This window comes from Arthrobacter sp. 05N425, assembly GCF_056397125.1.
In genome coordinates this window covers 40,519-55,083 of sequence record NZ_JBFTMU010000001.1, presented here as the reverse complement: position 1 = coordinate 55,083, position 14,565 = coordinate 40,519, and the positions used below count along the sequence as shown (strand labels likewise).

The following is a 14,565-nucleotide window of genomic DNA, read 5'->3' as shown; positions in this document are numbered from 1 at the left end:
CTGAGTTTCTTGACGTGAGACTCCGTTTCAATGCATCCTTAGTCGGTGTGGCCTGAACCACACTACGCGGGGCGGAGAAACCCCGCGCCCCAGACAGAGGACTTACCCATGACTACGACGTCGCCCGGTTCCGGGCTCACCGCCACAGCGGCCACGGACGAATTTCCGCTCGGCACGGTCGAACCCGACTACGTGCTCACCGAAGCCCTGGGCACGGATCCCGCCTCCGTCTTCGCCATGATCGGCGACGAGGACCGCGGCTACTGGGAACGTGCCCGCAACTTCGTCCAGGCCGAGGTACTTCCAGTCATAGACAGTTACTGGGAGCGCGCCGAGTATCCGCTGCACCTCCTACGCCGCCTCGGCGAGCTGGACCTGCTGCGCGACGGCGTCCCCGTGGAAGGGTTCCCCGCGATGACCAGCATGGCCGCCGGCCTGGTGAACATGGAGATCAGCCGAGGCGACGGCTCCGTGGCGACCATGATCGCGGTCCAGGGCGGGCTCGCCCTGCGGTCCGTAGCGGAGTGCGGGTCTGCCGAGCAGAAGGAACGCTGGCTGCCGGCGATCGCCGCCGGCACGGAATACGCCGCGTTTGCGCTGACGGAACCGACCCACGGCTCGGATTCGGTGGCCCTTGAATCCACGGCCACCAGCACGGAGGGCGGCTTCCTTCTCAACGGCGAAAAGAAGTGGATCGGCAACGGCTCCGTCGGCGGCGTCAGCGTGGTGTGGGCCAGGGGTGAGGACGGCCAGGTTCACGGCTATCTGGTACCGCAGGACTCCCCCGGCTACTCCGCTACAAGGATCGAAGGCAAGCTGGCCTTGCGTGCCATCTGGCAGGCCCACATACGGCTCGAAAACGTCTTCGTCCCGCAGGAGAACGTGCTGCCGGGGGCGCGGACCTTCAAGGACACGGCCCGCGTCCTGCTGGCGACCCGGCTCGGCGTCGCCTGGTCCGCCGTCGGACATGCCACCGCCTGCTACGAAACCGCCGTTCAGTACGCCAAGCAGCGCGTGCAGTTCGGCCGTCCGCTGGCGGCTTCCCAGATCGTGCAGGAAAGACTGGCCCGGATGCTCAGCGAACTGGCCACCATGCAGCTGATGGTCGTCCAGATGACCCGCCTCGACGAAGAAGGGTCGCTCACCCCCGAGCAAGCCTCACTGGCCAAATACACCTGCACCCGCACAGCCCGCGGCATTGCCTCCAATGCCCGGGATCTCCTCGGCGGCAACGGCATCCTGCTGGCCAACCGCGTCGCCCGGCATTTGGCCGACATCGAAGCCATCCACACCTACGAGGGCACCGAGACCATGCAGGCGCTCATCATCGGCCGCGGAATCACCGGCACCTCAGCCTTCGCCTGACCAACGTTGTTCCTCCGAAAGGACTTCCCATGAACCAGAATGCCAACATCCCCGTCATCCTCGGCGGCGCCCGGACACCTTTCGGCCGCTTCCGCGGCGGCCTGACACCCTTCTCGTCCAGCGAGCTGGGCGCCCACGCCATCCGTGCCGCGCTGGAGCGCACCGGTGTCTCCCCGGAACAGGTCGGCGCGGTCATCGTCGGACAGGTCATCCAGGCCGGAGCAGGCCAGGGCCCAGCGCGCCAGGCCAGCCTGGCCGCCGGCATCGGCTGGGACGTGCCCACCGTGACGATTAACAAGCTCTGCCTCTCCGGGCTCACGGCCGTCATCGACGCCGCCAGGATGATCCGGGCCGGGGAGGCCGACTTCATCGTCGCCGCAGGCCAGGAATCCATGACCAACGCCCCGCACCTGGTCCCGGGGCTGCGCGCAGGTGTCGTCATCGGTGACGCACCCATGCTCGACTCCCTGAACCACGACGGCCTGCAGGACCCGGTCAGTGGCAAGCTGATGGGCGAAGCCACCGACGCAGGAAACGCCGAGCGGGGCATCAGCCGGGCCGAGCAGGACGCCGTCGCGGCCCGCTCCCACCAGCGCGCCGAGGCGGCACGCGCCGCCGGGGTGCTTGCGGAGGAAATTGCGCCCATCCAGGTGCCGCAGCGCAAGGGGCCCGCCCTGACGCTGGAACACGACGAGGGAATCCGGCCGGAGACCACCGCCGAATCCCTGGCCCAGCTCCGGCCCGCCTTCTCGAAAGACGAAGCGGCAACCATTACCGCCGGTTCGGCCTCGCCGCTTTCCGATGGCGCCGCCGCGCTGGTGATTGCCAGCAAGGCCGCGGCCATCGCCGCCGGCCTGGACTGGATCGCCGAAATCGGCGCCCACGGCCAGACCGCGGGACCGGACGGATCCCTGCACTCCCAGCCGGCCCGTGCCATTGAACGCGCCTTGTCTCAGGAGGGGCTCACCGCCGGGGACCTCGACCTGGTCGAAATCAACGAAGCCTTCGCCTCGGTCCTCATCCAGTCAGCCAACGACCTCGGCATCGAGACCGACGTCGTCAACGCCGACGGCGGTGCAATCGCCCTCGGCCACCCGGTGGGGGCTTCGGGCGCCCGCCTGGTCCTGCACCAGGCGCTGGCGCTGAAGCGCCGCGGCGGAGGCACCGGCGTCGTCGCCCTCTGCGGCGGCGGCGGCCAGGGCGATGCCCTGATCCTCAAAGCTTAATCAACCCTACGAAGAAGCAGGCCATGACCAACACCACCACCGGCGACGGCTTCGCCACCATTTCCGTTGCGGCGATCCTGGCGGAATCCGCCAAGCGGACGCCGGACAGCGTCGCCCTCATCGTCGGTGACGACGAAACCAGCTACGGAGATCTGTGGCGTGAGACGCGCGCCCACGCCGGGGCGCTCCGGGCGCGCGGCGTCGGCCCGGGAGACGCCGTCGCCGTCCTGATCCCCAACGTCCCGGATTTCGCCCGCGTCTATTACGCCGTCCTGTCGCTGGGAGCCATTGTGGTTCCGGTGCACGCCCTGCTCAAGGCACGCGAAATCGAATACGTCCTCCAGGACAGCGGCGCCAGAATGTTGATCTGCGCCGCCGCGCTGCTCAAGGAAGGTGCCGCCGGCGCCGCCAGCACCGGCGTCGATGTCCTGACGGTCATGGCGCCCGACGACGACGGACTGCCGCGGCTCGAGGCCGAGGCCGCCGCGGCCGAGCCCATCCGCAGCTACGTCCCGTGCCGTCCCTCGGACACCGCCACCATCCTCTATACCTCCGGCACCACCGGCAAACCGAAGGGCGCCCTGGGCACGCACTTCGCCCTGGTGGAACAGACGTCCGTGATCCTGACCAGCGTCATGGACTTCAAGCGGGGCGACGTTCTCTTCGGCGGCCTGCCGCTCTTCCACACCTTCGGCCAGACGGTTGTCCTCAACGCCGGTCTCCGCGCGGGTGCCACGATCGTGATGATGCCACGCTTCAGCGGCGAGGGCGCCCTGGCGCTGCTGGACCGGCACAAGGTCAATATCTTTGTCGGGGTACCGACGATGTACGTGGCGCTCCTGGAAGCGGCCAAGACGACGGCGGCCCGCCCGGCCGCTCTCCGTTACGGCATCTCCGGCGGGGCGTCGTTGCCGCTTGCGGTGATGGACAAGTTCCGCGACGTCTTTGGGGTGGAGATCCACGAAGGGTACGGCCTGACCGAAACGTCCCCCGTCGCCGCGTTCAACCACGTAGGCACGGCACCGAGGCCCGGCACCATCGGGATCCCGATCTGGGGCGTCGACATTGAAATCGCGCGCGCCGAAACTGTCGAAAGCATCGAACTGCTGCCGACCGGCGAACTCGGCGAGCTCGTCGTCCGCGGCCACCTGCTGATGAAGGGGTACTTGAACCGACCCGAGGCCACCGCCGAGGCCGTCGTGGACGGCTGGTTCCGGACCGGGGATCTTGGCACCAAGGACGAGGATGGCTACCTCACCATCGTGGACCGCAAGAAGGACATGATCATCCGGAACGGCTACAACGTCTACCCCCGTGAGGTCGAGGAAATTCTCCTCTCCCACCCCCAGGTTGTCAGCGCCGCCGTCTATGGAATCCCGCACGATGTCCACGGCCAGGAAATTGCGGCCGCGATCGTGCTCGATGCGGGGGCCGCCACCACCGAGACCGAGCTGATCGACTTCGCAAGCGCCCAGCTGGCTGCATACAAGTATCCGCGCGTCATCAGGCTGCTCACGGAACTCCCGCTCGGCCCCAGCGGGAAGATCCTCAAGCGAAGCCTGGCCGCCGAGTCCCCCGGGGCCTGAGGCCGGTTGCGGCGACGGCGGGCAGGCCGGGTGGCATTGACGCTTATCGATATACTGACGGTAAGTGTCTTACTCAAGTCGGCGCGTCCCCGCCGGGGACCGTGCCGGCGTGAGCCAGCCAAGGAGAACTTCATGTCTGCTGCCCGAAGCCTTGAGCCGGCCGGACGCTGCGGCGGCTCGACAAGCTGCTGTGAGGTTCCGGCGTGAAATTTCTCGAGAATGCTCCGCGGTTCGTCTTCTTCACCGGCAAGGGTGGCGTAGGGAAAACGTCCATAGCATGCGCAACAGCGCTAAGCCTCGCGAGGACCGGCCAGAGGGTCTTGTTGGTCAGCACCGACCCGGCCTCCAACGTCGGGCAGGTCTTCGGCCTGAGCATCGGGAACACTGTCACCCCCATCCCGGGCGCGCCGGGTCTCTCTGCCTTGGAAATTGACCCGGAGCAGGCCGTCGCGGCCTACCGGGAACGGATCCTCGCGCCCGTCCGGGGGCTCCTGCCCGAGTCGGAACTGGCCGGCATCGCCGAGAGCCTCTCAGGTTCGTGCACCACGGAGATCGCCTCCTTCGACGAGTTCACCAACCTACTCGCCGACGACAGCTCCTACGGGGAATATGACCACATCATCTTCGATACCGCCCCGACGGGCCACACGCTCCGCCTGCTGCAACTGCCCGGCTCGTGGACCGATTTCCTGGCGGCCGGCAAGGGCGACCCGTCCTGCCTGGGCCCGCTGTCAGGACTCGAGAAGCACAAACAGGTGTACGCCACGGCAGTCCGGGCCCTCACCGATCCGGCGAGGACCCGGCTTGTCCTGGTCACGCGTGCGCAGACTTCGTCCCTGAGCGAGATCGAGCGGACATATCTCGAACTCAACCAGATCGGAATCGGGGGCGGTTACGTCGTCGTCAACGGCCTCCTGCCGGAAGCCGCAGGCGAGGAGGAACTGGCGCGGGCCCTGAGGGCCCGCGAGTCCGCAGCCCTGGCCGCCATACCGGACGCGGTCGCCGGGCTGCCCCGCGATGTCCTGGAGCTGAAGCCGGGCAACATGGTCGGCATTCCGGCACTTGAGTCCCTGTTCGTGGCCACTTCCGACGCCGGAATCACGGCGGATGCGGTCCGGGTGACGGAAGTCCACGACGCCCCGCTGGCCGTCCTCGTGAACGAGTTGGAATCCGACGGCCACGGCCTCGTGCTGTGCATGGGCAAGGGCGGAGTCGGGAAGACCACCGTCGCTGCCGCCATCGCCGTCGCGCTGGCCAAAAGGGGCCATGCGGTCCACCTCACCACGACTGACCCCGCAGCCCATCTGACCGAAACACTCCACGGTTCCGTGAAGGGCCTGACGGTCTCGCGCATCGATCCGGAGGCGGCCATCCAGGAGTACCGCAGCCACGTCATGGCGACCAAAGGCCGGACCCTGGACGAGGAAGGACGTGCGGCGCTGGCCGAGGACCTGCTGTCCCCGTGCACCGACGAGGTGGCCGTGTTCCGCCAGTTCTCCCGGGTGGTGCAGGAATCCCGCAGGCACTTTGTTGTCATCGACACCGCGCCCACCGGCCACACCCTGCTGCTCCTGGACGCCACGGGCTCCTACCACCGCGAAATTGCCCGCCAGGTCGGCGACACCATGGGGTTTGTAACGCCGCTCATGCGCTTACAGGACCCGGCACAGACCAAGGTTGTTCTCGTCACCCTGGCCGAACCGACGCCGGTGCTCGAAGCAGAGGAACTGCAGGCTGACCTGGAAAGGGCAGGGATTCATCCCTGGGCCTGGGTGGTCAACAACTCGATCGCCGCCGCGCACCCGGAAACGCCGTTCCTGCAGGCCCGCGCCGCGAGCGAAGTCGAACAGATTTCCAGGGTGCGGACCCTGACGGGCCGGGTAGCCCTCATTCCGTTGCTGCCCGACGAGCCCATCGGCGAAGACAAACTATCGGCCCTGACCGCCCTCAGCTCCCTGCCCGCCTGAGCTGGATCCGGGCCCGGCCTTCGCCGCAGCCCGGCTAGCCCTCCGGGCCGCGGTCCAGCAGCGCCTCGAGGTCCCGGGCCGTGGCATCCAGCCTGGCGATCGTGTCCCGCTGGATCGACCGCAGGTACTCGGCATCGGACTCGCCGTCCTGTACCCAGTCCTCATCTCCCGGTGCATCCATGGCCCGGCGCGTGTTGGCGGTCGCGATCCTGACGTTGTCCAGCATGGCGCGCAAGCGGTCCTCAGTGCTGGGGGTCTCGGTCTTCATGTGTCCTCCTTGCCTTTGGTCCTGTTGCCAGGTCCCAGGGACTACCTTCCCCGTCGGCGCGTCGGCAGCACAAGAACTAAAAGACCCGTGTGCGCCGTTCAATCAGGACGGTGTCCTGCCACTGACCCGCGGCAGGACCATAAGCCATCCGGGCAATCTTTTCCCGCCGGCCGACCACCCTGAATCCGTGGGCAAGGTGCAGGTTCAGGCTCTGCTCGTTTTCAGGGAAGACGCTCGCCTGGATGGTCCAGATGCCGTCCCGTTCCGTCGAAGCGATCAAGGACCGGAGGAGGACGGATCCAATCCGCCTGCCGCGTGCCGCCTCGGATACGTAAATGGAATGTTCCACCACGCCGGAGTAAACCGGGCGGCCGGATACGGCGGAGACGGCCGCCCAGCCGAGGATTCCGGCGTCGGGCGCCTCCGCCACCAGGCGGTGGGACGCAAGCCGCGAACCGTCAAAACGGGACCAGTCCGGCGCCTCGGCCTCGAACGTCGCCTGCCCGGTCGCGATTCCCTCGCTGTAGATCCGCCGGACGTCGGGCCAGTCCGATTCCCGCATCGGCCGGACAGTGACGTCGGGCGCGGCGGCCGCGCTCACAGGGAAGCCAGCAGGCCGGCCGTCTGCTCAAGGGCCCCGGGAACCAGCGAGTAATAAGCCCAGGTGCCGCGCTTCTCACGGTGCAGCAGGCCGGCGTCGACCAGAATCTTAAGGTGGTGCGACACGGTGGGCTGGCCCAGGTCAAGCGGTTCGGTGAGATCGCAGACGCACGCTTCCCCGTCGCCGGTGCCCTTGACGATGGAGAGCAGCCGGAGCCTGTTGGGGTCCGACAGGGCCTTGAAGACGAGGGCCTTTCGCTGGGCATCCTCTGCACTGAGGACCGGCTGGCCGGACGGTGCACAGCAGGCCTCGTCAAGGGCCGGTTCAAGGGTTTGCAGAGAGTTCATGCCTCTATTATGCACATTGATTGACATTCATCGATATAGTTGGCGATACTTCATATCGACAAGCATCAATTTATCGTAGCGCTGCACAGACAGCCCTGCACCAAAACGGCCGCGCCAGCGGAGCCACAAGCAGAACCGCGCCAGCGCAGCATAGGAGTTCCGTGAGCATCCAGACCGACCAGTCGCCCGCCCCTGAAGGTGAGGCTGCCGTCGCCGGCAAACTCTCCACCGTGGACCGTTTCCTCCCGGTGTGGATCATTGCCGCCATGGTCCTCGGACTGCTTCTGGGCAGCTTCATCCCGGGCCTGAACACCGCGCTGGAGGCGGTCAAGGTAGGCGAAGTATCGCTGCCGATCGCCGTCGGCCTGCTGGTGATGATGTACCCGGTGCTCGCGAAGGTCCGCTACGACCAGACGCACCGCGTCATCGGCGACCGCAAACTGATGATTACCTCACTGGTCCTGAACTGGGTGCTGGCCCCGGCGTTCATGTTCGCCCTGGCCTGGCTCTTCATCCCGGACCTGCCCGAGTACCGCACCGGGCTGATCATTGTCGGCCTGGCCCGCTGCATCGCGATGGTCATGATCTGGAACGACCTTGCCTGCGGCGACCGGGAAGCCGCCGCCGTGCTGGTAGCCATCAACTCCGTCTTCCAGGTCATCGCCTTCGGTGCGCTGGGCTGGTTCTACCTTCAGCTCCTGCCGTCCTTGCTTGGGCTGCCGACCACCAGCGCGGACTTCTCCTTCTGGTCCATCACCGCCTCCGTGCTGGTGTTCCTGGGGGTCCCGTTGCTGGCAGGCTTCCTGACCCGCACCATCGGCGAGAAAGCCAAGGGCCGCGACTGGTATGAAGGCACCTTGCTCCCCCGGCTCGGCCCGTGGGCGCTGTACGGTCTGCTTTTCACCATCACCTTGCTCTTCGCCCTGCAGGGCGGGACCATCACGTCCCGGCCCGTGGACGTCGCCCGGATCGCCTTGCCGCTGCTGGTCTACTTCCTGGTCGTGTTCGGCGCCGGGATGCTGGTCGGCAAGCGGCTGGACCTCGGCTACGCGAAGACCACCACGTTGGCGTTCACGGCTGCCGGCAACAACTTCGAACTCGCCATCGCCGTGGCGATCGGTACCTTCGGCGTCACCTCGGGTCAAGCCCTGGCCGGCGTCGTCGGGCCCTTGATCGAAGTCCCCGTCCTCGTTGCACTGGTTTACGTGGCCCTCTGGGCCCGCAAGCGCTACTTTGGCCCCCACCCCCTTTCCGCCTAACCCCACAAACTTCAGGAGAACACCATGAGCACCGACACCGCCAAGAAGCCCTCAGTCCTTTTCGTTTGCGTCCACAATGCCGGCCGCTCCCAGATGGCCGCCGCCTTCCTCACCACCCTCGGCGAAGGCCGGATCGAGGTCCGCTCCGCCGGCTCGCAGCCCGCGGAGAAGGTGAACCCCGCCGCCGTCGAAGCCATGGCCGAACTCGGCATCGACATGTCCGCCGAGATCCCCAAGGTCCTCACCACCGAGGCCGTGAAAGAGTCCGACGTCGTCATCACCATGGGCTGCGGCGACACCTGCCCGATCTTCCCCGGCAAGCGCTACGAGGACTGGGAACTCGAGGATCCGGCGGGCCAGGGCGTCGACGCCGTCCGGCCCATCCGCGACGAAATCAAGTCCCGCATCGAGGGCCTCATCGCTTCCCTCACCCCCGCCGCCAAGTAGCCCCAACCGGAAGAAACAGAGGACACCATGGCTGTAGCCACAACCCTTCCCGTAGCTGTCATCGGAGCCGGGCCGATCGGCCTCGCCGCGGCAGCCCACCTGCTCGAGCGAGGCCTCGATCCGCTCATTCTTGAGGCCGGCCCGACCCCGGCAGCCGCCATCGAGCAGTGGCGCCACATCCGGCTGTTCTCGCCGTGGCAGTACAACACCGACGCCGCCGCCGTCCGCCTGCTCGCCGCTACCGGCTGGGAAGCTCCTGAGCCGACGGCGCTGCCCACCGGCGGCGACCTCATCGACCGGTACCTCACCCCGCTGGCTTCACTCCCGGCGATCGCGTCACGCCTGCACACCGGCGCCCACGTCGTCGCGGTAACCCGTCTGGGAATGGACAAGACCCACAGCCGGAACCGTGACACCACCCCCTTCGTGGTCCGGGTTGAACACGCCGACGGCGAAGTCCGCGACTACCGGGCCGCCGCTGTCGTTGACGCCTCCGGCACCTGGTCCACCCGCAACCCGCTCGGAACCTCGGGATTGCCCGCCGTCGGCGAAGCCGCCGCTGCCGGCCACATCTCCTCTCCCCTGCCGGACGTGCTGGCACGCCACCGTGGGGCCTTTGCCGGCCGCACCGCCGTCGTGGTCGGCGCGGGACACTCCGCCGCCAACACCCTGATCAACCTCTCCGAGCTCGCAAGCGAGGAGCCCGGGACGAAGATCGTCTGGGCGATCCGCGGCGCTTCGGCAGCCAAGGTCTACGGCGGCGGCGACGCCGACGGTCTCGCCGCCCGCGGCCAGCTCGGCAGCCGGCTCCGCGCCCTGGTGGAGGACGGCACCGTTGAGCTGCACACCGGCTTTGGTATCGCGGGCCTCGCCGCGGACGACGCCGCCGTCACCCTGACCGCCGCCGACGGCCGCACCCTCGTCGCCGACGTCGTCGTTCCGGCCACCGGGTTCCGCCCGAACCTCGACATGCTCCGGGAACTCCGGCTGGAGCTGGACCCCGGCGTCGAGGCACCGCGGGAACTCGGCCCGCTGATCGACCCCGAGTTCCACTCCTGCGGCACCGTGGAACCGCACGGCGCCAAGATGCTGGCCCACCCGGAGCAGGATTTCTACATCGTGGGCATGAAGTCCTACGGCCGGGCGCCGACCTTCCTGCTGGCCACCGGCTACGAACAGGTCCGCTCCGTCGCGGCCGCCCTGGCCGGGGACCGTGAAGCCGCCGACACCGTCCAGCTCGAACTGCCGGAGACCGGGGTCTGCTCCTCGGACATCGGCACCAGTTGCGACGTCCCGGCCGCGGCAACGGGTTTCGTGGCGGAAACCTCCGGCGGCTGCTGCGGGGCGCCCGAGCCCGTACTCGTCGGGTTCCCCACCGGCCTGGCGCACGGCCGCTCCGGCGATAACTGACCACCCGACCGGGACCTCCCGTTGCCAACGCACGCTCCCACCCGGACCCTCGTCGCGGAGGGCGCACCGCGTGGCGGCCTCGCCGCACTGTGCATCACCCAGACGACCGGGTGGGGCGTGCTCTATTACGCGCTAATCGCCGCGGTCCGGCCCATCAGCGGGGACACCGGCTGGGATCCCGCCGCGGTCACGGGAGCCTTTTCCGCAGGACTGCTGGTCTCCGCGGTGGCCGGCATCTTTGTGGGCAGGATCCTTGACCGAACCGGACCGCGCGCGTTGATGGTTGGCGGGTCGCTGATTGGCACAGTGGCTATGCTTCTCGTGGCTGCGGCGCCGAGCCTGCCGGTGTTTCTTGCCGCGTGGCTGCTTGCCGGTACCGCGCAAGCCGCAGTGCTGTATCAGCCGGCATTCACAGTGATCAGCCGCTGGTACGGACCCGCACGCATCAGGCCCCTGACCGTCCTGACCCTCGTGGCCGGATTCGCGTCCACGATCTTCGCCCCTGCCACCGCCGCCCTGACCGCCCTATTCGGCTGGCGGGCCGCCTTTGTCATCCTCGCCGGGAGCATGGCGATCATCACGGTTCCGCTGCATGCCCGATTCCTCAACCACAGCTGGTCCCCGGCGGCCGCCAACACGAACGCCGGGGACCGCCGTGCGCTGGCGCGGGATGTCCGGCGAAGCCCGGAATTCCTCGGCCTGCAGGCCCTCATGGCCCTCCTGTGCCTCGGGCTCTACACCGTGACCCTGAACATCATCCCGCTGTTGCTGGAAAAGGGCGCCGACTACGCCACGGCCGCTCTGGGGCTTGGCCTGGTGGGCGGCGGGCAGRTGGCTGGCCGGCTGTTGTTCGCCGCCATCCCGGCCGGCGCCCGGCTGCCCGGCATCACCGGCACGGCGGCGGGTGCCATCCTCCTCCTGGCGGCGCTGCCCGGCCCGGTGCCGGTACTGATCGCGGCCGGGATGGTCGCCGGCGCGGTCCGAGGGTGCCAGACCCTGCTGCAGGCCACGATCGTGGGGGACCGCTGGGGCACCCGGAGCCTGGGCACGCTGCAGGGGATCTTCTCGGCCCCGCTGACAGCAGTTACCGCCATCGCTCCGGCGGCGGGACCCATGCTGGCGGCCGGACTGGGCACGTACACGGGCATGACGTACGCCATGGCCGGTGCGGCCGGCACGGCAGCCGTCCTCGCCGCCGTCGTGAGCCAGCGCAAAGTCCGGCCGCACGCAATCAGCTGAGAAGCGTCGGGGTCCGGTCCCGCCTTCAGGCGCCATACTGAGGCCATGGGCCCGGAATCCCTCCGTACCGCGATCCGGGACCGCGGGCCCCTCGGAGGGCCGGGGAACTGAGGCAAGGGAGCGCAGACCATGGATCCGACGAAAGACGGGATCACAACCGGGTACCGCCACGCCATCCACGACCTCGCCGCCTGGCTGGGGAGCGCCACGCCCGCGGAACTTCGCCGGAAGAGCGCCGGCACCCGGTGGACCAACGAGGAACTCCTGTTCCACATGGTGTTCGGCTACATGGTCGTCCGTGCCCTGCTTCCCCTCGTCCGGGTGGTCAGCCGGCTCCCCAGGCCGGCAGCCACTGCCTTCGCCACAGCGCTGAACGCCGCCACGGGACCCTTCGATGTGGTGAACTACTGGGGCTCGCGCGCCGCCGCCCTCGTCTACAACAGGCGCCGGATGGCCAGGAAACTTGAAAGAACTGTCACCGCGCTGATACGGCAACTGGAACGTGAGAACTCTGCCTCGCTCGCCAGGACCATGCCGTTTCCGGACCGGTGGGACCCGTTCTTCAAGCCGGTCATGACCCTCAACGACGTCTACGCCTACCCCACCCTTCACTTCGATTTCCACGCCAGGCAACTGAGCCTCCGCCCGCCGGACAGAGCAGGGAAGCGCTGACGGCGTGGGCCGACCCAACCCGGCCCGGCCCGAGGCGTGAGGCCACGATCCCCCGCATCGTGTGCGACGCTGGTTGCATGGACCTCGAGGTGTCGCCCGCGCTCACGATTCCCTCGTCCGAACTCCGCTGGCGGTTCTCGCGTTCCTCCGGGCCGGGAGGCCAGCACGTCAACACTTCGGACAGCCGCGTTGAACTCTCCTGGAACATCGCCGCCTCGGCAGCGCTCACGGACGACCAACGCGTGCTGCTGCTCGAACGGCTCGGACGACGGCGCCTCATCGGCGGGGTGGTGACCGTGACCGCATCGGAGCAACGGTCCCAGTTGCGCAATCGCGAGATCGCGCTGGCGAAGCTGTCCGAGCTCGTGGCTGCCGGCCTTGCCCCGGAAGCTGCTCCCCGCCGGCCGACCAAACCCACGCGGGGCTCGAACCGCCGCCGCCTCGCCGCAAAGGAACAACGGGCAGCGACAAAACGCCAGCGAAGGCGGCCTTCGGCGGAGTAGCGCGGCAGGCCGTCCGCAGCCGGCGCCCCCTGTCGCCGCAGGCGGGCATTGGCTAAAATCAGGGTCCCCGGTCAATCGACCCGGGACCCCGGCGGTTCGGCCCGGCCGAAAGCCCGCCGGGCTGAGCAGAGAGGCCAGCCATGGACTTCGCCCCGGCCAATGAGCATCCTCTGGATCCCTTCCCTTATTACCAACGCATGCGGGAAGCAGCGCCCGTCTTTCACGACGAGCAGTCGGGCAGCTGGCATGTCTTCCGGTACGACGACGTGCAGCGGGTGCTCTCCGAACACGCCACGTTTTCCTCGCGGATGCGTGGCGACGATCCTTCCGAGGCAGGACACCTGTTCGAGTCCAGCCTCATCACCACCGACCCTCCCCGGCACCGGCAGTTGCGCTCCCTGGTGACGCAGGCGTTCACGCCGAAAGCCGTGGACGCGCTTGCACCCCGCATCACGCAGCTCACCACCGAACTCCTCGACGGGATCGCTTCACTCGGGACGGCGGACCTGATCCAGGCACTGGCGGTTCCGCTGCCGGTGATCGTGATCTCGGAACTGATGGGCGTGCCCGCCGAAGACCGTGACCGGTTCAAGCAGTGGTCCGACGTTATTGTCAGCCAAACGCGGACCGGCGCGATGAATGAGGACCACCGGGCCACCAATCTTGAGATGACGGCGTACTTCCTGGACCTGATCGAACAGCGTCGCAGCCGGCCCGGCAATGATTTGATCAGCAACCTGCTCTCCGCCGAGATCGACGGGCAGAAACTTAGCGTGGTCGAACTGCTGGGTTTCTGCAGTCTGCTGCTGGTCGCCGGCAATGAAACAACCACCAACCTGATCGGCAACGCCGTGCTCTGCTTCACTGAAGCGCCCGGCACCATCGATCGGCTGCTGCAGGAACCGGCGCTGCTCCCCCAGGCCATAGAAGAGGTACTCCGCTTTCGGTCGCCGGTGCAGTCCATGTACCGGATTGCTGTCGCCGACACCACCCTCGGCGAAGTTCAGATTCCGGCCGGCGCCCCGCTCGTGGCCTGGATCGGTTCCGCGAACCGCGACGAGCGGCAATTCCAGCGGGCGGCCGAATTCGACGTCGACCGGGGCCAGCTCCGGCATCTGGCGTTCGGCCACGGCGTTCACTTTTGTCTCGGCGCCCCGCTGGCCAGGTTGGAGGCAAGGATCGCGCTGGAGGGCATCCTGTCCCGGCTGCCCGGGCTGACGCTGGCCCCGGGAGCGAGCCTTGAACGGATGGACAGCAGCATCGTCTATGGGCTGAAGGCGCTGCCGGCCAGCTGGCAGTCAGCCTGAACGCAGGGGCGTGCAGTTCCGGGGTGCAAGGCCTAGCCTTTATCCCGGCTTTCGAACTCCTCGTCCATCTCGAAACCCCGGAACTCTGTCTCCGGGTTCGGCTCGCCCTCAGCCACCACCTCGTGGTCCAGTTGACGCTGGATTTGGCTGTCCAGTATCTGCAGTTCCTGGTCGGACACCTTGTCCAAGTGCTCCGGAAATGGTTCTTCCGGGGTCAAGTGAAGATCTTCTGCTGCCATGCCCACTCCACTTCTACGTCGAAATCCGGACCCGCTCCCTGGTAGGGGCGGCGGCGGATAGGGACAAGTATAGACGCGACCCGGCTCCGCTTGTCGCTCATGAGTACACCCCATCCACGCACTCGACAT

15 protein-coding genes are annotated in these 14,565 nt (G+C 67.8%); 11 read left to right on the top strand and 4 right to left on the bottom strand.

The features are described from left to right. Positions 1-108: 108 nt before the first annotated feature. The 4 genes from AC1DGE_RS00300 (at position 109) to arsA (ending at position 6,144) form a co-directional block, all read left to right on the top strand. Positions 109-1,365, top strand: coding sequence for an acyl-CoA dehydrogenase family protein (locus tag AC1DGE_RS00300; RefSeq protein WP_476916666.1), 1,257 nt, complete (start codon positions 109-111; stop codon positions 1,363-1,365). A 29-nt stretch (positions 1,366-1,394) separates the two neighbouring features. Beyond that, positions 1,395-2,591, top strand: coding sequence for an acetyl-CoA C-acetyltransferase (locus AC1DGE_RS00295; RefSeq protein WP_476909443.1), 1,197 nt, complete (start codon positions 1,395-1,397; stop codon positions 2,589-2,591). A gap of 23 nt (positions 2,592-2,614) precedes the next feature. Further along, the gene (locus AC1DGE_RS00290) at positions 2,615-4,177 is read left to right on the top strand and encodes a long-chain-fatty-acid--CoA ligase (RefSeq protein WP_476916665.1); all 1,563 of its coding nucleotides are present in this window, start codon (positions 2,615-2,617) and stop codon (positions 4,175-4,177) included. Between the two features lie 203 nt (positions 4,178-4,380). Then, on the top strand, positions 4,381-6,144 hold the full coding sequence (gene arsA, locus AC1DGE_RS00285; protein WP_476916664.1) for an arsenical pump-driving ATPase: 1,764 nt from the start codon (positions 4,381-4,383) through the stop codon (positions 6,142-6,144). Positions 6,145-6,178: 34 nt separating this feature from the next. Here the strand turns inward: arsA and AC1DGE_RS00280 are convergent, their stop codons facing one another. The 3 genes from AC1DGE_RS00280 to AC1DGE_RS00270 form a co-directional block, all read right to left on the bottom strand. Next, complete coding sequence (locus tag AC1DGE_RS00280; protein WP_441418605.1) at positions 6,179-6,412, bottom strand: hypothetical protein; 234 nt, start codon at positions 6,410-6,412, stop codon at positions 6,179-6,181. A 76-nt stretch (positions 6,413-6,488) separates the two neighbouring features. Further along, a complete protein-coding gene (locus AC1DGE_RS00275) occupies positions 6,489-7,013 on the bottom strand; it encodes an N-acetyltransferase family protein (protein ID WP_476916663.1) in 525 nt (174 codons plus the stop codon). Beyond that, on the bottom strand, positions 7,010-7,360 hold the full coding sequence (locus AC1DGE_RS00270; protein ID WP_175322642.1) for an ArsR/SmtB family transcription factor: 351 nt from the start codon (positions 7,358-7,360) through the stop codon (positions 7,010-7,012). The genes AC1DGE_RS00275 and AC1DGE_RS00270 overlap by 4 nt, the downstream gene beginning before the upstream one ends. A gap of 167 nt (positions 7,361-7,527) precedes the next feature. Between AC1DGE_RS00270 and arsB the strand changes: the two genes are divergently transcribed. From arsB to AC1DGE_RS00235, 7 genes are all read left to right on the top strand, one after another. Then, entirely contained in the window at positions 7,528-8,619 is a 1,092-nt protein-coding gene (arsB, locus tag AC1DGE_RS00265; RefSeq protein WP_476916881.1) for an ACR3 family arsenite efflux transporter, read from the top strand. 24 nt (positions 8,620-8,643) lie between these two features. Beyond that, positions 8,644-9,066 carry an arsenate reductase ArsC gene (locus AC1DGE_RS00260; RefSeq protein WP_441418603.1) on the top strand — a complete coding sequence of 141 codons (423 nt, stop codon included), beginning with the start codon at positions 8,644-8,646 and terminating at the stop codon, positions 9,064-9,066. Between the two features lie 27 nt (positions 9,067-9,093). After that, positions 9,094-10,476 (top strand): FAD-dependent oxidoreductase, encoded by a 1,383-nt coding sequence (locus AC1DGE_RS00255; protein WP_476916662.1) that lies wholly within the window; start codon positions 9,094-9,096, stop codon positions 10,474-10,476. A 21-nt stretch (positions 10,477-10,497) separates the two neighbouring features. Further along, complete coding sequence (locus AC1DGE_RS00250) at positions 10,498-11,715, top strand: MFS transporter (protein ID WP_476916661.1); 1,218 nt, start codon at positions 10,498-10,500, stop codon at positions 11,713-11,715. Positions 11,716-11,844: 129 nt separating this feature from the next. Continuing rightward, positions 11,845-12,387, top strand: a complete 543-nt coding sequence (locus AC1DGE_RS00245) for a DinB family protein (protein ID WP_476916660.1) — start codon at positions 11,845-11,847, stop codon at positions 12,385-12,387. A gap of 77 nt (positions 12,388-12,464) precedes the next feature. Beyond that, positions 12,465-12,890, top strand: coding sequence for an alternative ribosome rescue aminoacyl-tRNA hydrolase ArfB (arfB, locus tag AC1DGE_RS00240; protein ID WP_476892626.1), 426 nt, complete (start codon positions 12,465-12,467; stop codon positions 12,888-12,890). Between the two features lie 197 nt (positions 12,891-13,087). Continuing rightward, positions 13,088-14,197 (top strand): cytochrome P450, encoded by a 1,110-nt coding sequence (locus AC1DGE_RS00235; RefSeq protein ID WP_476916659.1) that lies wholly within the window; start codon positions 13,088-13,090, stop codon positions 14,195-14,197. 32 nt (positions 14,198-14,229) lie between these two features. Here AC1DGE_RS00235 and AC1DGE_RS00230 read toward each other — a convergent pair whose 3' ends face one another. Continuing rightward, entirely contained in the window at positions 14,230-14,436 is a 207-nt protein-coding gene (locus AC1DGE_RS00230; protein WP_441418597.1) for a hypothetical protein, read from the bottom strand. Positions 14,437-14,565: the final 129 nt, after the last annotated feature.